Below are 21,987 nucleotides of genomic sequence, written 5' to 3'. Positions count from 1 at the left end.
ATCTGACAATCTACAACAGGCGACAACAGGTTAACTGTAGGGTTATTACGGGTTCACAAACGTCGATTTAACGCGCTGCGATCGCTTGAAGTAGGGCACCAACAGTGCTGCGGCCAGTAATGGGAACAGCAGTTGGCGCACGGCAAAAGCGTCTGGGACGGGTGAAAATGCAAACGCTTTAATCGCCAGCAACACGGAGATCAGCAGCCACAGAATGTAATGCTTGGGCACACAGGCTCTGCGTTTGAAAAACGCAATTGTCAGCCACAGTGTGTAATACCACATGGCGATCGCGGTAACAAAGGAGACGCCCCATAACAGCAAATTTGCTGTACTTTGCTCACCCAGCGTTTTGAAGGTTTGCGGTGTTGCCAGCGCAGTGACATAAAGTAATAACGCCAGCGAAGCGCTCAACAACGCGACTAACAGCCAGGCCAGTGGCCCAAGTAGCCAGCCTCCGATACGTTGTGCCGGTGTGGTAGTCATCTCTTCTCCAGTTTTACGCGCGCAATCAATCATGCCATTCATTTTGGGGCGATTATTATAAAGCTTTTAACGTTGAGCGCTACTTTCTTCTCTATTGCACGTAATGCCAGACTGATTTAGGTACCTGACCAACATCAAACAGACGGCCTCCGGATATAAGCTCCGCACGGCGATGGTCTGCGGCACGGTACATATTGATCATGTCGCTATCGTCGGTGAGCGTGTAGTTTAAATGGTCGAAAAGTTTTTCCAGACTTTCGAGTGAACTGATTTTGCGGAATTTTAATAAGTAATCCTGAACAGTCATAAATGCAGATCCATATTAATAAAATAATACCAACGGAGTAGAAAATATAAAAATAAACAACGTGCACAGTTAAAAGCGGATTTACGTGCAAATGTAAGAAGAGTGTTCATACCTGTGAAAAAGCAGGCGCTATGCGCGTCTTCGGCAAGGGTAACGCGCTTAGCGATCGCTGGCAATATGCAGCGGAGCGGGATGCGGCATAATTCGCTTTTTTTGACAGAAAGCGATCTTTTACCGACAAACCCTGCAACTACCAATGTTAATTGCCGGGCAATAAAAGGTTGCGGATGCTTATTTCTTCTGCACTGCCGCAACGGGCTCTGGTGGCTGGTAATTGTCAATATGATTGGCAACACCCAGCAGGATCACGGAGACGGCGAGAACAATCCAACCTGTTAATTCAATAAGACGATTCATTACTGATGACATTTGCTTTGATTTATCCATAAACACAGGCTGCAAATGTTACTAATCTCTCATTAATACAGCAAGATGGTTGGGAACGATTTCTCCCTCTTTTTCGCTGCAAGTTAAGCATAAGTGGCATATGTTTGACTTAAGTTAAAAGCAACCTTTGTAGCGCAAAGGTTATTAAACTATTGAGACGTTGCAAGGTATGGTGTGAAATAGGTCAGTCCTGAATTGAGAGGCAATAACATGAATGACAACATCCGCGTTGGGTTAATTGGCTATGGTTATGCCAGTAAAACCTTCCATGCCCCCCTGATTGTGGGCACGCCGGGCCTGGAACTGGCTGCAGTTTCCAGTAGTGATGAAGCAAAAGTGAAGGCAGACTGGCCTACGGTGGCGGTTGTTGCTGAGCCTAAGCATCTTTTTAACGATCCAAATATCGACCTGATTGTGATCCCCACGCCTAATGACACACACTTTCCATTAGCGAAAGCTGCGCTGGAAGCGGGCAAACATGTGGTTGTTGATAAGCCTTTTACTGTGACACTGTCACAAGCTCGTGAGCTGGATACGCTGGCGCGCAGCCTCGGGCGCGTGCTGTCTGTGTTCCATAACCGTCGCTGGGACAGTGATTTTCTGACGCTGAAAGCTCTGCTGGCGGATGGTGTTTTGGGAGAGGTGGCGTATTTCGAATCCCATTTCGATCGTTTCCGCCCGCAGGTTCGTGACCGTTGGCGTGAACAGGGCGGTCCGGGAAGCGGTATCTGGTACGATTTAGCACCGCATCTTTTGGATCAGGCGATTAATCTGTTTGGTTTGCCCGTCAGCCTGACGGTAGACCTGGCCCAGTTGCGTCCAGGCGCGCAGGCGACGGATTACTTCCATGCCATCCTGACGTATCCGCAGCGTCGTGTGATCCTGCATGGCACCATGCTCGCTGCCGCAGAATCGGCCCGTTATATTGTGCACGGATCGCGTGGCAGCTATGTGAAGTATGGTCTTGACCCGCAGGAAGAGCGTCTGAAAAATGGCGAGCGACTACCACAGGAAGACTGGGGTTATGATATGCGCGATGGCGTTTTGACGCGAGTAGAAGGCGAAGAGCAGGTTGAAGAAACCTGGCTTACTGTACCAGGCAACTATCCGGCGTACTATGCTGGCATTCGTGATGCGCTAAACGGTAACGGTGAAAACCCGGTACCGGCGAGACAGGCTATCCAAATTATGGAGCTGATTGAGCTGGGTATCGAATCTGCGAAACATCGTTCGACGCTGTGCCTTGCTTGATTGGACTAATGCCGGATGGAGATGCTCAGGCATCTTATCCGGCCTACAATGAAAACCAACGTAGGCCGGATAAGCGTTAGCGCCATTCAGCACTTTACCCGTTACGCTGCGGCGACTTTCTCGCGCAAGGCTCGTTTTTCTTCGTTACTCAGGAATGCCATTTCCAGACCGTTGATTTGCGCCTGGCGGATCTGTTCGCGCGTTAGGCCTGCAGCTGGTGCGGCAATGGTGTACTCGTGAATAATATCCACACCCTGAACAGCCGGGTCGTCCGTATTCAAACTGGCAATAACGCCATGCTCAAGGAACGTTTTCAGCGGATGGTTCGCTAGTGAGGCAACGGTGCTGGTCTGAATGTTTGATGTCAGGCAGGATTCGATGCCGATACGATGCTCGGCGAGGTAATCCATCAACGCACGATCTTCAACGGCTTTAACGCCGTGACCAATACGCTCAGCGCCCAGCTCTTTAATGGCCTGCCAGATGCTTTCTGGTCCCGCGGCTTCGCCCGCATGCACGGTAATATGCCAGCCGGCGTCGCGTGCCTGGTTGAAATGGGACAGGAACAGACTGCCAGGGAATCCCAGTTCGTCACCGGCTAGATCCAGTGCCGTAATATGATCTCGGTGGGCTAACAGCGCATCCAGTTCCTGCAGACAGGCGGCTTCGCCAAAAGTACGGCTCATAATGCCAATTAAGCGTGCTTCGACGCCAAAGGTCTTGCAGCCCTCGCGCACGCCTGCGATGACGGCTTCAACCACACCTGCCACCGGGAGTTGATGCGCCATCGCCATATAGCCTGGTGAAAAACGTAATTCTACATAGTGCAGACCGTTACGTGCTGCATCCTCAATATTTTCAAATGCCACGCGGCGACAGGCATCCAGCGAGGCCAGTACCTTCACGCCCCAGTCGAGCTTGGATAAAAAACTCACTAAATCTGGCTCAGTGGATGTCACTTGCACATGAGGGATCAGCGTTTCCAACGTTTGTGCCGGGAGCGTTAAATTGAACTGACGACCCAGATCCAGAATCGTTTGGGCACGGATGTTACCATCAAGGTGGCGATGGACGTCGGTCAAGGGGAGGGAAGTATCAATCATGGTCGCACTCGTGTATTTAGGTAAAGTGCGTCGTATTATAAGAAAAAATCGGGATAAAAATCTATGTTGCGCAATGAATAATTTCATTGCGCAAACTTTATTAGCGTACAGAACGTATGCCGTTAATCAACCCCTGAACGCCTTTTTCAAGTTTGGATCGTGGACATCCGGCATTCAGGCGCACAAAACCGCGTCCTTCTTCGCCGTATGTGTATCCGGGCATGATGGCGACTTTCTGCTGGTGGATGAGCGCTTCCTGCAATGCGTGGTCATCAATGTTGAGCGGACGCAGGTCAATCCATGCCAGATAGGTGGATTGCGGAACCTGCCAGTTCAGTTCGGGGAATGCGGCATTAAGCTCGCGGGCGACGTAATGCAAATTGCTGGTAAGGTAATCCCGCAGCGCATCAAGCCAGCTTGCGCCCTGATGATAGGCGGCAATATGTGCGCTCAGCGCGAGCACTGCTGGTGAGGAAAGACCATCGCGACCTTTTAATGCGCAGAGATAATCGTTACGGCTTTGAGCGTCTTCAATAATTCCGTAAGCCCCGGTCAGTGCCGGAATATTAAAACTTTTTGAACCGGAAGTGAGCAGCGCCCAGCTGTCACGCGCGACATTACTCCAGGGGATATGTGGGTGATCCCCCCATACCATATCCATATGGATCTCATCGGAAATAACTTTTACACTATGGCGCTGACACAGTTCTGCCATGGTTTCCAGCTCATCACGCGTCCACACTTTGCCCGTCGGATTTTGTGGGCTACAGAGCAGAAGAATTTTGCTCTCTGGACGAGACAGCGCATTCTCCAGCGCGGCCATGTCGCAGTACCAACCGTCAGTGCGTTTTTCCAGTTCGACAGCGCGCACCACGCGCTGATTACCTTCAATTGCTTTGTAAAACGCGTCGTACGCCGGCGTATGAATCACCACCGCATCACCCGCAGAAGACCACTGGCGGATCAGCTCCGATACCATATAGATGACCGAGGGGCCATAAACCAGCGACTGAGGATCGATTTGGGTATTATGACGCGATAGAAACCAGTGACTAATCGCCGCAAGAAATTCATCATTTTTCCAGCGACTGTAACCCAACACGCCATGTGACAGGCGCTGAGTCAGCGCCTCCAGAATACAGGGTGCGGTGGCAAAATCCATATCGGAGATGGTGAACGGCAGCAGGTCGGCTGAACCAAAACGGTCGGCAACGTAATCCCACTGAGTGCACCAGGTACCATGCCTGTCCACAACCTTTGAAAAATCAAACATATCATTGTCCTTAAGCTTGTACGGTGTTCATCAGAACTGCGATCTCGTCTTTCACTGACTGGACCTGTGGGCCAATAACGACCTGAAGATTATGCTGATTGAGTTGCACTACGCCAATGGCGCGATTGTCCTTCAGTGCCTGTACATTCACAAGAGACATATCCTTCACTGACAAACGCAGACGGGTAATGCAGTTATCCAGGCTGACGATGTTTTCCGCACCGCCAAGCGCCGCCAGAATGGCAGGGACGTTGTAACCGGATTTACCTGGCGCTCCAGCCATTACTTTTTCGATATTGCTGGCAATTTCGACGTCCCGACCCGGTGTCTTCAAATTGAAGCGTGTGATGGCGAAACGGAAGATGACGTAGTACACCGCGAACCAGATCGCCGCTACAACAGGGACCAGATACCACTTGGTAGAGAGTCCATGCAGGATACCGAACACCACGAAGTCAATCAGGTTACCGTCGGTGTTACCGATGGTGACGCCAAGCACTGCCATCACAGTGAAGCCAAGACCGGTCAGCAGGGCGTGGATCACATACAGAACTGGGGCAACGAACAGGAATAAGAACTCAAGGGGCTCGGTGGTACCGCCGATCACACAGGCAATAAGACCGGAAATTAATAACCCTTTAATTTTATGACGATTTTCAGGGCGAGCACAGTGGTACATAGCGAGCGCTGCCCCCGGTAAACCACCGAGGAACGCAGGCATTTTGCCCTGCGACAGGAAGCGGGTTGCGCTTTCAGAGAAACCTTGTGTTGTCGGGCAGCTCAGTTGGGCCTGGAAAATAGTCAGTGCGCCGCTCACGCTGTGACCGCAGACTTCTTGCGTGCCGCCAGCCTCGGTGAAGCGAATGAGCGCCACCAGAATATGATGCAGACCAAACGGCAGCAGCAGACGTTCACCGGTACCAAACAGCATTGGGCCAAATTCTCCCGCGCTGTTGATGATGTGGCCGAGCCCGGTAATGCCCATGGCGAAAACCGGCCAGATCAGGGGAATAACCAGCCCGACCAGCCCCATCACCACCGAGGAGATGATAGGCACAAAGCGGGTGCCGCCGAAGAAAGCCAGCGCATCCGGCAGACGAATGTTGTGGAAACGTTCATGCAGCATCCAGACGATGATCCCGGCAATAACAGCACCGAGGATCCCAGTATCGATCGACTGGATCCCCAGGATATTCTGCACGTTGTTGGCCTTCAGGATCGCGGCATCCGTGGTAGGTAAGATACCTTTCGCGGTTAACCAGAAGTTGACGGCAAGGTTCATGACCGCATAACCAACAAAACCGGCAAATGCCGCTACACCTTTGTTCTCGCGAGCAAGGCCGAGAGGTATGGCAATACAGAACATCACCGGTAAGAAACTAAACGCAAATGAGCCTACTTTGCTCATCCAGGTAAAGATGGCCTGCAGTACCGGATTCCCCAATGCCGGGATCAACGTCAGGACATCATGGCTGCTTAACGAGCTGCCGATCCCTAACATGATCCCGCAAAATGAGAGCAGCGCTACGGGGAGCATAAAGGTTTTGCCCAACTGCTGGAAAAATTCCCATAACGTTATTTTTGGTGTGGTTCTCGTCGTCATCAAACGACTCCTCGTAAAAGCTAGCTGACTAATGATGGCGAGAAGATAAAACGTTTTACCTAATTTTAGTGCGGTATAAATCACATTATCGAACGATAATAGGGCGTATAAATATAAGTGATTGATAAAACGTTTTATCCGTCACGTTATCAGGGAGTTTTCCGTTTTTATGGCTATAGCCAAAAAAATAACCATCCATGATGTTGCGCTGGCCGCGGGCGTTTCGGTCAGTACTGTCTCATTGGTGCTTAGTGGAAAAGGTCGTATTTCATCCGCGACAGGCGAACGCGTGAATGCCGCTATTGAGCAACTCGGATTTGTGCGTAATCGCCAGGCATCGGCGCTGCGTGGCGGGCAGAGCGGGGTAATTGGTTTGATTGTGCGCGATCTTTCTACGCCGTTTTACGCCGAGTTGACAGCGGGTCTGACGGAAGCATTAGAAGCGCAGGGGCGCATGGTCTTTTTATTACATGGTGGCAAAGATGGCGAACAGCTCGCGCAGCGTTTCGCTATGTTGCTAAATCAAGGAGTTGATGGTGTGGTGATCGCCGGGGCTGCCGGCAGTAGCGACGACCTACAACAACTGGCCGCCGATAAGGGGATTCCGGTGGTGTTTGCCTCTCGGGCAAGCTACCTGGATGATGCCGACACCGTCAGACCTGACAACATGCAGGCTTCGCAATTGCTGGTTGAACATCTTATCCGCCACGGGCATCAGCGAATCGCGTGGTTGGGGGGGCAGAGTTCCTCATTGACTCGCGCAGAGCGTGTCGGCGGCTATTGTACGACGTTGCTAAAGTATGGTTTACCGTTTCATAGCGACTGGGTGCTGGAGTGTTCATCCAGCCAGAAGCAGGCCGCAGAGGAGGTAACCGCGCTGTTACGTCGTAACCCAACGATTAGCGCAGTGGTGTGCTACAACGAAACCATTGCCGTTGGCGCCTGGTTTGGCCTGATGAGAGCAGGGCGTCAGAGTGGTGAAATTGGCGTAGATCGCTATTTCGAACAGCAGATCTCCTTAGCGGGATTTGCCGATGTAGCGGAAAATGCACTGGACGATATCCCCATTATTTGGGCCTGCACGCCTGCGCGTGAAATGGGATATACCCTTGCTGAGCGCATGCTGCAGCGCATTGGGCACGATGATGGTCATTCGCGTAACCTGACGCTTTCCGCCCGTCTGGTGGTGGCCAAATAAAAAAGGCCCGATAAACACACGGTTATCGGGCCTGTTGTCACGCGTATTTACTGTTGCGGGATAGCCGGGGCATCCGGTTCGCCGAGAGAAGGCATACCGAACATGCCAACAAACTCATCCAGCGGCATTTTTTGTCCGTTTAACGTAACCTGTCCGTTTGCGTATTGCAGGCTGGAGCCGATGACGTTGTCCTGCATCGTTGTAATACGGAACATCTGACCCATTGCCGCCAGGCCATTCACCTGTTGCTTCGCAAGATCGGCCGCTTGCTCCTGCTGATAGCCTTCAATTTTGGCGATCTGCGTCATGAACTCAGTCGCCATATCGACCGGAATCGTCAGCTTGGCATCCAGTGATTTGACCGAACGATCCACTTCCTGAGCCAGCGTTTGTGGTTCCTCAGTATTTGCTGTCGGATCTTTTAGCAGCAGTGACAGATTAAATGCGGTTTCACCTTTCGCATTTTTCCAGCTCAGCGGGGCAATGGTGATAACCGGCTCGCCTTTCATCAGTATCGGCAGCGCATTGAAGAAAGCTTCGGTGACTTTTTGCTGATAAAGCTCAGGATTTTGTACCACATCGATCTGCGCCATCAGCGCCTTGGTTTGGGCGCTATACTGCTGACTGAACTGATGCAGGGCTTCACCGTCAATCTGGGCAACTTTCAGCGTCAGCTTACCGCTACCCATATCCTGGCCCTGCAATTTAAGGCTGTTCAGCGTGTAATCCAGCTGGCTGTTGACAGTTTTACCGTCGTTAACCAGATCGGATTTGCCATCGATACCCATGCCTTCCAGAACCGCCAACTCTTTACCCTCGACCGAGATCGATAGTTTTTCGAGTGACAATTTCTGGTCGCCGATGCGCTCACCAAAGCTGGCAATACTGCTGGAACCCTCAGTCTTCAGATTATTGAAAGTCATTTGTACTTTCTGGTCATACTCGTTGACCGCATTGACCACGCCGCTTTGCGCATTGCCTGTCAGCGAGACAGCGTTACCTTCTTTGTCTGCTGTAAACTGGAATTCCCCGCCGCTGAAGGCTACTTTTTCGTCGCCTTTCTCGTAGTTCAGTGGTTTAAGGGAAAGATCGGAACGGGTATCGCCGCTGTAGCTGATACGGGAGTTGATGACAAATGGCGACTCACCCTTGGCAATATCAAACAGCGGTTTGGTAACGTCGTTATTCACCAGCGTCGTTTTCACGGAGGCCATAGCCGGAACCAGATTCAGTGACTTCAGTTGGGCCAGTGGGAAGGGACCGTGATCCACCGTTTCATCCAGGACAATACTTTGCCCCGGTTTCAGCCAGGAATCTGCCTGCCCGGCTATTGGTTTCACCACCAATTGCAGTTGGCTATTGAACACCCCGCGCTGGTAGTTTTGATAACTCAGTTCAATACCCGCCTCAGGGGAGAAACGTTTTAACTGATCGTTTGCCTGCGTCACCATCTCGGCGAGATGCGTTTCAAGTTTCTTACCTGTGTACCAGGCGCCGCCCGTCCAGACGATACCCAGCGCAACCACCACACCCGCAGCTACCAGCGATTTTTTCATTTCGATATCCATAAAATAAAACCAGGCGTTTTAAGACGCCTGGAGGAGTGACATGTCTTTAACTCACTACAGCTTAGCAAGAGTTGTTAAAAATATCAGTATCTTGCTAAAGCTTGTTATAAACCCGGGCTAAACGACCTGCGCCACTGATGTTAACCGGCGATTCATTCGCGCCAATAAAGGCCGATTCACCCGGTCGCAGAACCAGACGTTGCTCGCCTTTGCTCAGTACAGCTTCACCTTCGATGCAGAACAAAATGGCCGCACTTTGCTGGCTGATATCTGCGCCACTGGTAGTAAGCTCATGCAGGGAGAACGCAAAATCGTCAACCGGGATCGGGAAATCCAGTTCGCCATCAGACTTAACCGGCGTGGTCAGTAACTGGTTTGCTGGCTTGGCGACAAACTGCACGTTGGCGACCAGTTCCGGGATATCAATATATTTTGGCGTCAGTCCGGCACGCAGCACGTTGTCCGAGTTAGCCATCACCTCAAGCGCCACACCTTGCAGGTAAGCATGCGGGGTTTCGGCAAATAAGAACATAGCTTCGCCTGGATTGAGTTTCACCACATTGAGCAGCAGCGGGGAGAAGAGCCCACTGTCGTTCGGGTAGACGTCGGCGATCAGACGGATGGTTTGCCAGGGTTCACCCTGCTGGCTGTTCAGCGCTGATTTCAGGATCGCCAACGCATGGGATTTCTCCTCATCCTGCATATTCAGCAAGCTGGCGAAAAGATAGCTCAGACGTTCTGCACTCGGCTCTTCCAGGAAATGCGCAATAGCCGGATGTGCGGCGGAGACGGGTTGTAACAATGCAACAATGTCAGAGAACTCGCGGAATGCGTTCATCGCCAGGAAAGGCGTCAAAGCAAAAACCAGTTCCGGTTTGTGGTTAGGATCTTTGTAGTTGCGCTCAGCCGCATCCATCGGGATCCCTGCGGCGTTTTCTTTGGCAAATCCAATTTCAGAGTTGTGCTTGTTAGGATGAACCTGAATCGAAAGCGGTTGTGCAGCGCAGAGCACTTTAAACAGGAAGGGCAGCTCACCAAAACGCTGCGCAACGGCATCGCCCAGCAGTGCGGATTTATCGTGCTCGATAACGTCGCGCAGAGCAACCATCTGGCCGTCAGCGCCCAGAACCTGCGAACTGCTTTTCGGATGCGCACCCATCCACAGCTCAGCCATCGGTTGCTGAGTGGGGTTGGCAATGCCATAGAGTTCCGTTAACGCCGTTTTACTTCCCCAGGCGTAGTTTTGCACTGAGTTGATGAGTTTTTGCATTATCAAGCCCTGTTTCAATGTGGAATTTTCTACGGCTATTAAACCAAGAAACCCTGAGGGAAGTAACCTGCACATGTAAAAAGTCGTACTTGTCTCAGTTTTTGTTAAAAAAATGTGTAGGATATGGAGACTCGCTTTTAATACCCTGAGTGATTCCGGTTGCAGACAGCCCTTCCTTCTACAACCGGATCTGCGGCAGGGAAGCAGGGCAACGGAACATCTGCCCAGAGAATAACCAGACCGAGCAGTAAGTGAGAGCACAATGTCAAACAAACCCTTTCATTATCAGCATCCTTTCCCCCTCAAAAAGGATGATACCGAATACTATCTGCTGACCAGCGACTATGTCTCTGTTGCCGAATTTGAAGGGCAGGAGATTGTTAAAGTCGCGCCACAAGCTTTAACCCTGCTGGCTCGTCAGGCCTTTCATGATGCGTCGTTTATGCTGCGTCCCGCACATCAACAGCAGGTAGCCGATATTCTGCGCGACCCGGAGGCCAGCGAAAACGACAAGTATGTGGCCCTGCAATTTCTGCGTAACTCTGACATCGCGGCAAAAGGCATTTTGCCGACCTGTCAGGACACCGGAACCGCGATTATCGTGGGTAAAAAAGGTCAGCGTGTCTGGACCGGTGGTGGCGATGAGGAGGCGCTGGCTCGAGGCGTCTATAACACCTACATCGAAGACAACCTGCGCTATTCACAAAACGCAGCGCTGGATATGTATAAAGAGGTGAACACCGGCACCAACCTGCCAGCACAGATTGATTTGTATACCGTCGACGGCGATGAATACAAATTCCTGTGTATTGCCAAAGGTGGCGGTTCGGCGAACAAAACCTATCTGTACCAGGAAACCAAAGCGCTGCTCACGCCGGGCAAATTAAAAAATTACCTGGTTGAAAAGATGCGTACGCTGGGTACTGCGGCTTGTCCGCCGTATCACATTGCGTTTGTGATCGGCGGAACGTCAGCGGAAGCTACGCTGAAAACGGTGAAACTGGCTTCGGCTAAATACTACGATGAGCTGCCGACCGAAGGTAACGAGCATGGGCAGGCATTCCGTGATGTGGAGCTGGAAAAAGAGCTGCTGATTGAAGCGCAGAATTTGGGGCTGGGTGCGCAGTTTGGCGGGAAGTACTTCGCGCATGATATCCGCGTGATCCGCCTGCCGCGTCACGGCGCGTCGTGCCCGGTTGGTATGGGCGTCTCTTGTTCTGCTGACCGTAATATCAAAGCCAAGATCAACCGTGAAGGTATCTGGATCGAAAAACTGGAACATAATCCTGGCAAATATATACCGGAAGAGCTGCGCCAGGCTGGAGAGGGAGAAGCGGTACGCGTTGACCTCAATCGTCCGATGAAAGAGATCCTGGCTCAGCTGTCGCAGTATCCGGTCTCTACGCGTCTGTCACTCAACGGTACAATCATCGTTGGCCGAGATATTGCGCATGCGAAACTGAAAGAACGTCTGGATAACGGTGAAAGTTTGCCGCAGTATGTTAAAGATCACCCGATCTATTACGCCGGTCCGGCAAAAACGCCGGAAGGCTACGCCTCTGGTTCGCTTGGCCCAACCACGGCCGGACGTATGGACTCGTATGTTGACCAGCTTCAGGCCGCTGGTGGGAGCATGATTATGCTGGCGAAAGGCAACCGTAGCCAGCAGGTGACCGATGCTTGCCATAAACATGGCGGCTTCTATTTAGGCAGTATTGGCGGCCCTGCCGCGGTGCTGGCCCAGGGCAGTATCAAGAGTCTGGAGTGCGTGGAATACCCGGAACTCGGGATGGAAGCCATCTGGAAAATTGAAGTGGAAGATTTCCCGGCGTTTATCCTGGTGGATGACAAAGGCAATGATTTCTTCCAGCAAATTCAGACGTCGCAGTGCGCACGCTGCGTTAAGTAACGTCAACCGCCCTTCGGGGCGGTTTTTTTACCGCACGAACCACCAAACGACAGTTTTATCCTCGTTAATACTCATAAGACCAACGCAAGTGGGCAATGTCGAAACATAACCTAATCAATTGTTAATGTAAGGAGCAGGTAATGGTAACGGTACGCCGCGAGAATGATTCAATGGGGGCGATTGATGTTCCTGCCGATAAGCTTTGGGGCGCGCAAACCCAACGTTCACTGGAACATTTTCGTATCTCTACGGAGAAAATGCCGGTCTCGTTGATCCATGCGCTGGCGCTGACTAAACGCGCCGCGGCAAAGGTTAACCAGGATCTTGGGCTGCTGGCGGAGGATAAAGCCAGGGCTATTATGCAGGCTGCAGATGAGGTGTTGGCAGATAAACACCGCGATGAGTTCCCGCTGGCCATCTGGCAAACTGGGTCCGGCACGCAAAGCAATATGAACATGAACGAGGTGTTGGCAAACCGGGCCAGCGAGTTGCTGGGCGGCGTGCGGGGGATGGAGCGAAAAGTACACCCCAACGATGATGTCAATAAAAGCCAAAGCTCGAACGATGTCTTCCCGACCGCAATGCACGTTGCCGCACTGCTGGCGCTGCGTAAGTCACTGATCCCTCAATTAAATGTGTTGACCAAAACGCTCAGTGATAAGTCCCACGCTTTCGCCGATATCGTTAAAATTGGTCGTACACATCTGCAAGATGCAACTCCACTTACGCTTGGCCAGGAGATTTCCGGCTGGGTAGCAATGCTAGAACATAACCTCAGACACATTGAAAACAGCTTACCACACGTGGCGGAGCTGGCGTTGGGGGGAACCGCGGTAGGTACCGGACTGAACACTCATCCCGAATACGCCCGCCGGGTTGCGGATGAACTGCGGGTCATCACCTGTGCGCCGTTCGTTACCGCACCGAATAAATTTGAAGCGCTCGCCACCTGCGATGCCCTGGTTCATGCTCACGGCGCGCTAAAAGGACTGGCAGCGTCGCTGATGAAAATCGCCAACGATGTACGCTGGCTGGCATCCGGTCCCCGGTGTGGTATTGGCGAAATTTCAATTCCGGAAAACGAACCGGGCAGCTCGATCATGCCGGGCAAGGTCAATCCAACCCAGTGTGAAGCGCTGACTATGCTTTGCTGCCAGGTGATGGGCAACGATGTCGCCATCAACATGGGCGGGGCGTCAGGTAACTTTGAGCTCAACGTTTATCGACCAATGGTCATCCACAACTTCCTGCAATCGGTACGCCTGCTGGCGGACGGTATGGAAAGCTTCAATGAACATTGCGCGACGGGGATTGAGCCTAATCGTGAACGAATCGATCAACTGCTCAACGAGTCGCTAATGCTGGTGACCGCGCTCAATACCCATATCGGTTACGATAAAGCGGCTGAAATTGCCAAAAAAGCCCATAAAGAAGGGCTGACCTTAAAAGCCTCCGCTCTGGCGCTGGGATATCTAACCGAAGCGGAGTTCGACAGCTGGGTACGCCCGGAGCTGATGGTTGGCAGCATGCGGCCAGGCAGTTAATCCGCAACGTACAGGTGCAGCCGGGGAATAATCAATCTCAACGGCTGCGCCTGAGGTTTAAAACGATGCTGAACGTTTTCGGCATCGTAATTAAGTAACTCGCCGATATCCGGTACGGTCATACCGTTGTCGTTATTAAGCAAAGCAATCAGCGGCGTCGGGCAGGCATATTGCACCTGTTTTTGCTCTCCTTTGTACCAGACACGGGCTATAGGCTGCACTTTTACCGGCCTTTTGATCTTCAGGCGGGCCTGCTGCGGTAAGGCGGCGATATCCTGATATTCGCGTTCAAGCTTCTCCTGCCATTCTTCACGTGTCCAGGGATGTACGCTGCGCGGTGACGTCAGGCTTTTTTCCAGTTGCTGCAGTACTTCATCGCGTTTCAGGTTTTTAATGATGTGCTTATTAGCCCAGCCAAATCGTAGGGTGGCAGGATCGCGGACTACAGTTAGCGTACGATAGGCATTCAGAGTAATCAGCCCTGGCAGATGACGATGCACCCATTCGAAACGTGCTGCCGGCGCCAGCCCTGATTCCACTGTAACAATGCGCTCGAAGGTGGTTTTCAACTGGTTTATACGCTGGATTTGTTCTTCCAGAGTACATTGCGCCGCGTTATCAACCTGATAGCACAATACACCCGGTAGGCGGACGGCCGCTTTGCTGCTGCGGTTTTCGGACTGCTGCTGAATAAACAGGTGACGGTAATGGAGCAGTGCCAGCGCTTCAGCCTCTTTGCCTAAATGCTGCTTAACATTAATGCTCTGCAGAGGGGCATGCTCTGCCTCTTTAGCCACTTCCGGTAACGAGAATACGCGCGCAATCAGCAGCGTCTGCTGCAACAGGTTTTCGTTCAAAAGTGCCAGTTCTTGTTCCATCTGGCGAAAGGTGCCGTTCAGGCGGTCAACAAGATCGTAACGGGCCATAGGTTTACCATTTTAGTTACAACATACTTTTTTATAGCACAACCTCCACTGCCTGACCACCGAGCAGAATAGGTCAGGCAGCTGAAATTTCGGGAATGTTATGCCAGACGGGCCAACGGAAAGTAAACCGGGCACCGCCAAGTTCACTTTCATCACAGACGACCGTCCCCCCCATAGCCAAAGCAATTGAGTGGACGATGGCTAACCCAAGCCCACAACCCCCGGTTGCCCGGTCACGGCTGGGGTCAAGGCGTACAAACGGTTCAAAAACCTGTTCGCGAGCGTCTGGTGCAATACCGGGACCGTCGTCTTCCACTACCAGCGTGGCTTGATTGCCGTTCAGCAGCAGACTGGCTTGCACTGTAGACTGGCAATAGCGCAGGGCATTGTTCAGCAAATTATCCAGGACCCGCTCCATCAGGCGCATATCCAACGCGCCGTAGTCGCCAGTTTCGAGATGACGTAAGTGCACCGTACGGCCAGGATTCACGCTTTGCACATCCTCCAGATGGGTTGTCAACCAAACAGGCAGGTCAGGTACACTGAGCTTCAGTTCATTTTGCGGGCGATCCAGGCGGGCGTAGGTCAGTAACTCTTCGATCAACGCTTCCAGTTGGCCGATATCACGATTAAGCGCCTGAGATTCCTGCCCGGTGAGGTTATCACTCATTTCCAGCCGGTAACGTAAACGTACCAGCGGAGTACGAAGCTCATGGGCAATACCATCGATGAGCTGTTTTTTACTGGCGATCAGCGCATTGATATTGTCGGCCATTTGGTTAAACGCTACGCCCAGGCGCTCAAAGCTGGAACCGTTGTCAAAATGAAGGCGTTCACTCAGATGTCCTTCACCAAAACGTTGTGCGGCGGATTCGAGTCTTAGCATTTCTTGCCAGTGTGGACGCATCCAGATCAGTACCGGGAAGGCCAGTGAGATAGCAATAAACGCCATCAGCGCGATGTCCAGCAGGCGCATTTGATGAAGAAAATAGAGGTAAGGAACCGGGCCGACTGCCAGCACATAATGGCTGCGAGGAATGCGTTGAATAAAGGTGTATTGATCGTCAAGAGCCACAATATCGCCTTCGCGCAAACGCTGCATGGTTGGGGCATCCAGTGTGTACTTATTCAGCGGTTCAACACGCAGGTCAAATGAGAGGTTTAAGTCCATCTCCTTCAGCGTCTTACCCCAATCGCGTGGCGGGATTTCGCGTAGTTCACTGCGCATCAGGTACAACGAGCTTTTCATCAAATCGTCGAGCGATTGTCTGCCTGCGCGTTCTGCGGTGAATTTGTATACCAGGCCGACCAACAGGGTCATCACCAAAAAGCAGACAAACAGCAGGAGGTAAAACTGCACAAACAGTTTCTTCATAAAAATCACCGAACGCTCAATAAGTTAGCGAGTTCTCGTGTCCCTCAGGGGAAAAGGGGCACAGCAGTATCTGCCGATGCGTCGGATCAGAAAGGTTATCTGATCACCATCTGGCGTATTTATCCAGGCAGAGTACACTGTATAACTCTTTTCTGCATTCTTATGGCCCCTACGGGGGCGAAATGACCTTTCGCTTGATAACGCATTGCTTTGTAAGCGGCAAGTTAATCAAAATCGGGATGGTGTTGTTCTGGCGTATGTTACGACCGCACCTAAAAGGTTACTTCGTTTCTCAACATAGATTGTGTTGTTATATTCGTAGTTACCTTCGGGATAGCAAATTCTGATGTTAGTCCCGAGATCCGGATCGTCAACATCAGCCCCCGAACAGCTTTTAGAACTTCCTGTAGAGTAGGTGTATGGAGCAGTATAGGACGAGGGGACACCTGGAATGAACCAGGTTATCGCCATAATTGTGATCACTGAAAACAGCACCATGGCAATGCTGATGCTACCAAATAATTTCAGATAAGTTTGGAAGGGACTTTTTTTCATTATCCCATTACCTACCAGAAATAGGGTAATTAAAAATGACACTGCCAGAGAAATAAGCATGAGGTATTTTGATGTGAGCGGGTAGAGAAAAGTCGCTCTGTATATCGATACCTTCCACCAGTAAAAAAGAAAAATTGCGCCGAGAGATAATACGGTGACAAAAAACAAATATGGATATGAGTATTTTCTCATCCCTGTGACTCCAGAACAATTTTTCCATTTGGGTTTAATAAATTATCATTTGTTCAGAATAATGAAAACGGTTCTCTTGTTTGAATTGTTAGGTACGCCGCAGACCAGAGAATTTCCGCTATTTCTGGGGATATAGGCATAAAAATAAAAGGGGTATTCTCACCCATGGCAGGGATGACTGACCTTGCGTATAATGGGTGACGAAACTTCCTGAAAAGTGCTGTGACTGAAAATATGAATCTCAATCGCTGTTGTTATTCGCTACTCATTTTTGCAGCGATCGGCTGCATTTTCACCGCTCACCCTCTTGTCATATGGTTTCTACTCGCCAACATACTGACGTTGCTGTTATACGGCGTGGACAAAATGGCGGCACGCAAGGACTGGCGTAGAGTGCCGGAATCCACATTGCTGGTGTTTGGCGTTGTGGGCGGATGGGGTGGCGCGATAGCGGGTCAACAAATCTTTCGCCATAAAACACAAAAGCAGCCTTTCAAAACCTACTTCATTATCAGTGTGATAGTGAGTATTTCTGTGATGGGCGTGGTTTATCAGTTCTATCCATTTTTACCTTCCTGAGTCTGGTTGGTGAATAAACTGCCGGTTTATCTGAGGCAGGAAATATACTTTTCACCTGAACGCCGCACAATTTCATCGGCATTTTGCGTAATATCTTTTCCTGCAAATGCGCCGTAAAGTTGCTTAAATTTCACTTTACTCAGTCTCTGGGTAATGTTGCTGACCGTTGCAGCTGGCAACGGTAGCATATTAGGGTAGCTCCACATAAAAGAGACGGCATGCGCACCTGGCGTAACCTGGACGATGTCGCCGGAAAGCACCACGCCTTCGTCACGCGCCCAGTGCAGGACGCAGCCGCCAGCAAAGTGTCCGCCGAGACGTATTACCGTGACGTCACGGGTTAACTCAATGGTGTCGCCATCCCAGAATCTAATCCACGGGCTGTCGCGCATTACCCACCTTCTGTCGCTGGCATGAAGGTAAATAGGCGCGTTAAATTCTGCAGCCCAGTCCTGCATGGTGGTGTAGTAATGAGGATGCGATATCGCGATAGCCTTAAGCCCGCCAAGGGACGTTATTAGCGTTTTTGTGGCATCGTCGAGCGAGGCAATGCAGTCCCATAAAATATTGCCTTCAGAGGTACGCAGAATAAACGCGCGCTGATCAATTGCAAAATCAGGAACGGTGCGGATGCTGAGGAGAGTACTGTCGTGTTGCTTCCACTTATTTGTATGCGATGCACACAGGGCGGTAAAATCGACCCATTCCTGTCCGCTCGCAGGGACATACTGGCGTTCATCCTGGCAGATATCGCACTGTTCCGGATGGGCACCAGTTACCTCATAGGATGTTCCACAGGTTTTGCATAACGTGATCATCGTGTCCTCCTTATTTACCGAACACAGTCAGCATGGCACACAGATACACAAGGATGTGCCTGTTAGTGCTCAACCCGTTAAGTCAGTGATGACGGCTGTGGGAGGTTGTAGCTCAACCAAAAGAAAACAGGAATAATGCCGACACGGATCCTTTTGGTTACCATCTTCCAGAGAAAAATGAGGATATTGTTTGGAAAATCGCCTGTTCAACACCTGGCTCAACCGTTGGGGACTCACTCCAGATGGTGAACCGGTTGAAACACACACATCACAGCTTTTGCCTGTAGTGGTCATCAGGGACGGTCAGAAAGCCATACTTAAAATCACCGACGATGACAGTGAACGGATCGGCTGTGAACTCATGGTCTGGTGGAACGGAAATGGCGCAGCGAAAGTACTTGCTCATGCAGCAGGGGCGATTCTGCTGGAACGTGCGACAGGGACAGGGTCTTTAGCGGACATGTCCTGGACTGGTAACGATGCGCAGGCTTGTCGCATTATTTGCCATGCTGCCAGTAGACTCCATTTCTCCCGGAATGCGTCTACGCCAGCGTTAACACCTCTACACCATTGGTTTAGCGATCTGGCTCCTGCCGCGAAAAAGCATGGCGGTATCCTGACGCGTTGTGCAGTGGTGGCAAATGTACTGCTATCTTCACCCCATGATGAAGTCGTATTACACGGTGACCTACACCACGGCAATATTCTTGATTTCGGAACGAGAGGATGGCTGGCTATCGATCCCAAAGGGCTGCTAGGCGAGCGTGGCTTTGATTACGCCAATATTTTTACTAACCCTGATCTTGCCGAACCCACCAGACCTGTTGCCATTGAGCCGGAAACATTCACACAACGAGTCAACATTGTGTCTGAAATCGCAAGAATTGAACGGCAACGTTTGCTGATGTGGATTGTTGCCTGGTGTGGGTTGTCGTCCGTCTGGTTTCTGCAAGAGGGGGACAGCGCAACGGTACCTCTGCGTATTGCGGAGCTAGCGATGGCGGAACTTGCTTCAGGTGATAATCAACTTTGATCTACGACACTGGGTTAGTAATTCTTAAGAGTTATCATTAGCCTGATAAACGTTATATTAATTAATCAGTGAGTGGTGGTGTGTTGTTTAGCTCAAATTTAATTGGCGGGAAACAATGAACGCATTGTTTTCATTATTTAAAAAACGCCCGAATATTCTTTTGTTGATGGTCTTACTCATCGGGGCAAACATCGTGGCGTGGCTGTGGGCTTTCACCGCGTTTAGCAACAACACGTCATTGCTTGCACTGAGTCTGATTGCGTGGTGCTACGGTTTACGCCATGCTGTCGATGCCGATCATATCGCCGCGATAGACAGCGCTACACGTAAACTCATGCAGCAGAAAAAACGCGCCCTGACGACGGGAGCCTGGTTTTCTTTGGGGCACTCCACCATTGTGGTACTGGCAAGCATTGGCATTGCACTGACCACCAGCGTGTTTAAGCAACATATGGCATGGTTTCAGAATGTCGGCGGTCTGATAGGAACTTCGGTTTCTGCCGCGTTTTTGCTGATTCTGGCTACCATTAATCTCATTATTTTCTGCCAGGTCTGGAAGGCATTCCGCCATCTTAAACGCACCGGTACTTACGATGGCACCACGGAAGACATTACAGTTTCAGGTCCTCTGAACTGGCTTTTCCGCTCAGCGTTTCGGTTGGTAGGCAAAGACTGGCATATGTATTTTGTCGGTTTTCTTTTTGGTCTGGGTTTTGATACCGCCACTGAAATTTCTTTGCTGGGAATTTCTGCTTCAAGCGCGTCCAGTGGCATGTCGGTTTGGTCAATTCTCGTGTTCCCGGCGCTGTTTACCTGCGGTATGGCGTTAATTGATTGTCTCGACAGTATTCTGATGGTTGAGGCCTACGGATGGGCGTTCAATAAGCCGCAACGCAAGCTCTATTACAATATGACCATTACCGGGACTTCCGTGATTGTGGCGCTATTTATTGGCGGACTGGAGGCGCTGGGGCTTCTCTCTGACGCGTTTTCGCTTCAGGGTGGTTTGTGGGATACCGTCAGCAATTTAAGTGACCATATGGGGAATGTCGGTTTTGTGATTATTGGCGTCTTTATCGGCTGCTGGATTATCTCTGCCGTAAATTACCGTTGGAAAAAATACGACGGGCTGACGTTTAGTTGACACAAAAGAAAGCCTTCCAGCAACAGGAAGGCTTTGATCTTTTTAGGACTGACTAATTCGCGTTCACGGGTTGTGGTTTTTCAGCACTCTTTTTCAGGAGCCTGTTAGCCAGCACGCCAGACATCATCGAACCGTTCACGTTTAATGCCGTTCTGGCCATATCGGCGACAGGCTCGATAGCAATGAAAATCCCCACCAGCGCGACCGGGAAGTTCAGTGTTGAAAGGACGATCAGCGCAGCAAATGTTCCGCCACCGCCTACACCCGCCACCCCAATAGAACCCAGCGCAATCGCAGGTAGCATGGCGAGCAAAAAATGTACTGATAGCGGATCAATCCCAATTGTTGGAGCAATCATCGCCACCATAATAGCTGGATAGATCCCGGCACAGCCATTTTGACCCATGCTGGAGCCGAATGAAGCCGCAATGTTGGCAATGGTGTTTTGCACGCCAAATTTTTCTTGTGCGGAAATAGCCAGTGGAATAGATGCTGCACTGCTGCGTGAAACAAATGCAAAGGTTAAAACTGACCAGACAGTTTTAAAATAGTGAACGGGATTATTACCGCTCAGAACCAGTATCAGTGCGTGGACGATAAACATCATCAGAATCGCAAGGTAACAGGCAGCAATAAAGCCTAACAGACTTGCAAATTGTTCAAATCGATACGCGGAAAATACGCCTGCCATTAATGCCATCACACCATAAGGGGTGAGAGCAATAACGATACGCACCATTTTCATCACCCAAATCTGGATAGCGTTAATGCCAGCACTTAATTTTTCACCTTCTTGCGGGGCGTCCTGTTTGACCTTTAATAATGCCACGCCGGCAAGTAGGGTGAAAATAACAATGCCAATGACGGAAACGCTTCTGGCCCCTGTTAGATCGAGGAAGATATTCGTGGGGATCAGAGATGTAACCAGTTTAGGCAGTGAAATGGCGGCTGTTTTATTTACATCGTCTGCCGTCAGCGTGGACTGCATATGAACAAACGCACTGGCGTCAAGGCCTAATACATGCGCAGTCAACAGCCCAATAAAACCGGCAATCATTACCAGACAGAGCATGCATCCGACGATGGTTAACGACATTTTCCCAATGCCAGCGCTGTTTTCGAGCTTATTAATGGCTGAGAGAATAGAGATGAAAATCAGCGGTACCGCAACCAGCTTCAGTAAATTCACATAGCCGTTGCCGATAACATTGTACCAGTCGATAACTGTTTTTCTTTCGTCAGCAGCAATGAGATGCAGGGATAAACCGATAACGGCACCCGTAAAAATAGCGATGAAGACGCTTTTTGAAAGAGAGTGACTTTTTTGGTTGATTCTGAAAATTGCCCATGAACAAACCAAAAAGAACGCGATATACGCGAGCGAAACGAACATATTGTAGCCTCTT

Annotated in this window: 20 protein-coding genes; 7 read left to right on the top strand and 13 right to left on the bottom strand. The window is 50.7% G+C overall.

Going from position 1 to position 21,987, the window contains the following annotated elements; all coding sequences use genetic code 11:
* Positions 1-45: 45 nt before the first annotated feature.
* The 3 genes from SK33_RS12850 to blr form a co-directional block, all read right to left on the bottom strand.
* Positions 46-486 carry a DUF2569 domain-containing protein gene (locus SK33_RS12850; RefSeq protein WP_003832803.1) on the bottom strand — a complete coding sequence of 147 codons (441 nt, stop codon included), beginning with the start codon at positions 484-486 and terminating at the stop codon, positions 46-48.
* Positions 487-577: 91 nt separating this feature from the next.
* Positions 578-793, bottom strand: coding sequence for a transcription modulator YdgT (gene ydgT, locus SK33_RS12845; RefSeq protein WP_003029138.1), 216 nt, complete (start codon positions 791-793; stop codon positions 578-580).
* A gap of 291 nt (positions 794-1,084) precedes the next feature.
* Positions 1,085-1,210 (bottom strand): division septum protein Blr, encoded by a 126-nt coding sequence (gene blr / locus SK33_RS12840; RefSeq protein WP_003029134.1) that lies wholly within the window; start codon positions 1,208-1,210, stop codon positions 1,085-1,087.
* Between the two features lie 240 nt (positions 1,211-1,450).
* On the opposite strand from blr, the gene SK33_RS12835 reads away from it, so the two are divergent.
* Positions 1,451-2,491, top strand: coding sequence for an oxidoreductase (locus tag SK33_RS12835; protein WP_032935818.1), 1,041 nt, complete (start codon positions 1,451-1,453; stop codon positions 2,489-2,491).
* Between the two features lie 101 nt (positions 2,492-2,592).
* On the opposite strand, the gene add is transcribed toward SK33_RS12835, so the two are convergent.
* The 3 genes from add to malX form a co-directional block, all read right to left on the bottom strand.
* Positions 2,593-3,594, bottom strand: a complete 1,002-nt coding sequence (gene add / locus SK33_RS12830) for an adenosine deaminase (RefSeq protein ID WP_003029130.1) — start codon at positions 3,592-3,594, stop codon at positions 2,593-2,595.
* Positions 3,595-3,694: 100 nt separating this feature from the next.
* Positions 3,695-4,867, bottom strand: a complete 1,173-nt coding sequence (locus SK33_RS12825) for a MalY/PatB family protein (protein ID WP_048218971.1) — start codon at positions 4,865-4,867, stop codon at positions 3,695-3,697.
* Positions 4,868-4,877: 10 nt separating this feature from the next.
* The gene (gene malX, locus SK33_RS12820; protein ID WP_003843555.1) at positions 4,878-6,470 is read right to left on the bottom strand and encodes a maltose/glucose-specific PTS transporter subunit IIBC; all 1,593 of its coding nucleotides are present in this window, start codon (positions 6,468-6,470) and stop codon (positions 4,878-4,880) included.
* A 169-nt stretch (positions 6,471-6,639) separates the two neighbouring features.
* On the opposite strand from malX, the gene SK33_RS12815 reads away from it, so the two are divergent.
* Positions 6,640-7,668, top strand: a complete 1,029-nt coding sequence (locus SK33_RS12815; protein ID WP_032935811.1) for a Mal regulon transcriptional regulator MalI — start codon at positions 6,640-6,642, stop codon at positions 7,666-7,668.
* A gap of 47 nt (positions 7,669-7,715) precedes the next feature.
* Here the strand turns inward: SK33_RS12815 and SK33_RS12810 are convergent, their stop codons facing one another.
* On the bottom strand, positions 7,716-9,224 hold the full coding sequence (locus tag SK33_RS12810) for a YdgA family protein (RefSeq protein ID WP_003028973.1): 1,509 nt from the start codon (positions 9,222-9,224) through the stop codon (positions 7,716-7,718).
* A 106-nt stretch (positions 9,225-9,330) separates the two neighbouring features.
* Positions 9,331-10,506 carry a mannose-6-phosphate isomerase gene (manA, locus tag SK33_RS12805; RefSeq protein WP_048218970.1) on the bottom strand — a complete coding sequence of 392 codons (1,176 nt, stop codon included), beginning with the start codon at positions 10,504-10,506 and terminating at the stop codon, positions 9,331-9,333.
* Between the two features lie 262 nt (positions 10,507-10,768).
* On the opposite strand from manA, the gene fumB reads away from it, so the two are divergent.
* Complete coding sequence (gene fumB / locus SK33_RS12800) at positions 10,769-12,415, top strand: class I fumarate hydratase (RefSeq protein WP_003028969.1); 1,647 nt, start codon at positions 10,769-10,771, stop codon at positions 12,413-12,415.
* Between the two features lie 140 nt (positions 12,416-12,555).
* The gene (gene fumC, locus SK33_RS12795) at positions 12,556-13,959 is read left to right on the top strand and encodes a class II fumarate hydratase (protein ID WP_003028966.1); all 1,404 of its coding nucleotides are present in this window, start codon (positions 12,556-12,558) and stop codon (positions 13,957-13,959) included.
* On the opposite strand, the gene tus is transcribed toward fumC, so the two are convergent.
* The 3 genes from tus to SK33_RS12780 form a co-directional block, all read right to left on the bottom strand.
* Entirely contained in the window at positions 13,956-14,885 is a 930-nt protein-coding gene (gene tus / locus SK33_RS12790) for a DNA replication terminus site-binding protein (RefSeq protein ID WP_048218968.1), read from the bottom strand. The genes fumC and tus overlap by 4 nt on opposite strands.
* Positions 14,886-14,958: 73 nt before the next feature.
* Positions 14,959-16,260, bottom strand: coding sequence for a two-component system sensor histidine kinase RstB (gene rstB / locus SK33_RS12785; RefSeq protein ID WP_003028962.1), 1,302 nt, complete (start codon positions 16,258-16,260; stop codon positions 14,959-14,961).
* Positions 16,261-16,488: 228 nt separating this feature from the next.
* Complete coding sequence (locus SK33_RS12780) at positions 16,489-17,007, bottom strand: membrane protein (RefSeq protein WP_048218967.1); 519 nt, start codon at positions 17,005-17,007, stop codon at positions 16,489-16,491.
* A 234-nt stretch (positions 17,008-17,241) separates the two neighbouring features.
* Here SK33_RS12780 and SK33_RS12775 point away from each other — a divergent pair, with 234 nt between their 5' ends.
* On the top strand, positions 17,242-17,586 hold the full coding sequence (locus SK33_RS12775) for a DUF1294 domain-containing protein (protein ID WP_003028959.1): 345 nt from the start codon (positions 17,242-17,244) through the stop codon (positions 17,584-17,586).
* A 26-nt stretch (positions 17,587-17,612) separates the two neighbouring features.
* Here SK33_RS12775 and SK33_RS12770 read toward each other — a convergent pair whose 3' ends face one another.
* Positions 17,613-18,404 (bottom strand): MBL fold metallo-hydrolase, encoded by a 792-nt coding sequence (locus SK33_RS12770; RefSeq protein ID WP_016150203.1) that lies wholly within the window; start codon positions 18,402-18,404, stop codon positions 17,613-17,615.
* A gap of 190 nt (positions 18,405-18,594) precedes the next feature.
* Here SK33_RS12770 and SK33_RS12765 point away from each other — a divergent pair, with 190 nt between their 5' ends.
* On the top strand, positions 18,595-19,437 hold the full coding sequence (locus tag SK33_RS12765; RefSeq protein ID WP_032949241.1) for an aminoglycoside phosphotransferase family protein: 843 nt from the start codon (positions 18,595-18,597) through the stop codon (positions 19,435-19,437).
* Positions 19,438-19,552: 115 nt separating this feature from the next.
* Positions 19,553-20,581, top strand: a complete 1,029-nt coding sequence (locus SK33_RS12760) for a HoxN/HupN/NixA family nickel/cobalt transporter (RefSeq protein WP_003028954.1) — start codon at positions 19,553-19,555, stop codon at positions 20,579-20,581.
* 52 nt (positions 20,582-20,633) lie between these two features.
* Here SK33_RS12760 and SK33_RS12755 read toward each other — a convergent pair whose 3' ends face one another.
* On the bottom strand, positions 20,634-21,974 hold the full coding sequence (locus SK33_RS12755) for a cation:dicarboxylate symporter family transporter (protein WP_048218965.1): 1,341 nt from the start codon (positions 21,972-21,974) through the stop codon (positions 20,634-20,636).
* Positions 21,975-21,987: the final 13 nt, after the last annotated feature.

Origin of the sequence: Citrobacter sp. MGH103, assembly GCF_001034475.2 — a bacterium.
GTDB lineage: Bacteria > Pseudomonadota > Gammaproteobacteria > Enterobacterales > Enterobacteriaceae > Citrobacter > Citrobacter freundii.
The sequence above is the reverse complement of the archived record's forward strand: the minus strand, read 5'-3'. Positions and strand labels throughout refer to the sequence as shown.

Coding starts and splice junctions, on each gene's coding strand:
- SK33_RS12770 (WP_016150203.1), bottom strand. CDS start 18,404: ATGATCACGTTATGCAAAACCTGTGGAACATCCTATGAGGTAACTGGT.
- blr (WP_003029134.1), bottom strand. CDS start 1,210: ATGAATCGTCTTATTGAATTAACAGGTTGGATTGTTCTCGCCGTCTCC.
- add (WP_003029130.1), bottom strand. CDS start 3,594: ATGATTGATACTTCCCTCCCCTTGACCGACGTCCATCGCCACCTTGAT.
- malX (WP_003843555.1), bottom strand. CDS start 6,470: ATGACGACGAGAACCACACCAAAAATAACGTTATGGGAATTTTTCCAG.
- SK33_RS12825 (WP_048218971.1), bottom strand. CDS start 4,867: ATGTTTGATTTTTCAAAGGTTGTGGACAGGCATGGTACCTGGTGCACT.
- SK33_RS12810 (WP_003028973.1), bottom strand. CDS start 9,224: ATGAAAAAATCGCTGGTAGCTGCGGGTGTGGTGGTTGCGCTGGGTATC.
- SK33_RS12775 (WP_003028959.1), top strand. CDS start 17,242: ATGAATCTCAATCGCTGTTGTTATTCGCTACTCATTTTTGCAGCGATC.
- SK33_RS12815 (WP_032935811.1), top strand. CDS start 6,640: ATGGCTATAGCCAAAAAAATAACCATCCATGATGTTGCGCTGGCCGCG.
- SK33_RS12850 (WP_003832803.1), bottom strand. CDS start 486: ATGACTACCACACCGGCACAACGTATCGGAGGCTGGCTACTTGGGCCA.
- fumB (WP_003028969.1), top strand. CDS start 10,769: ATGTCAAACAAACCCTTTCATTATCAGCATCCTTTCCCCCTCAAAAAG.
- SK33_RS12760 (WP_003028954.1), top strand. CDS start 19,553: ATGAACGCATTGTTTTCATTATTTAAAAAACGCCCGAATATTCTTTTG.
- manA (WP_048218970.1), bottom strand. CDS start 10,506: ATGCAAAAACTCATCAACTCAGTGCAAAACTACGCCTGGGGAAGTAAA.
- SK33_RS12780 (WP_048218967.1), bottom strand. CDS start 17,007: ATGAGAAAATACTCATATCCATATTTGTTTTTTGTCACCGTATTATCT.
- SK33_RS12755 (WP_048218965.1), bottom strand. CDS start 21,974: ATGTTCGTTTCGCTCGCGTATATCGCGTTCTTTTTGGTTTGTTCATGG.
- fumC (WP_003028966.1), top strand. CDS start 12,556: ATGGTAACGGTACGCCGCGAGAATGATTCAATGGGGGCGATTGATGTT.
- SK33_RS12835 (WP_032935818.1), top strand. CDS start 1,451: ATGAATGACAACATCCGCGTTGGGTTAATTGGCTATGGTTATGCCAGT.
- ydgT (WP_003029138.1), bottom strand. CDS start 793: ATGACTGTTCAGGATTACTTATTAAAATTCCGCAAAATCAGTTCACTC.
- tus (WP_048218968.1), bottom strand. CDS start 14,885: ATGGCCCGTTACGATCTTGTTGACCGCCTGAACGGCACCTTTCGCCAG.
- rstB (WP_003028962.1), bottom strand. CDS start 16,260: ATGAAGAAACTGTTTGTGCAGTTTTACCTCCTGCTGTTTGTCTGCTTT.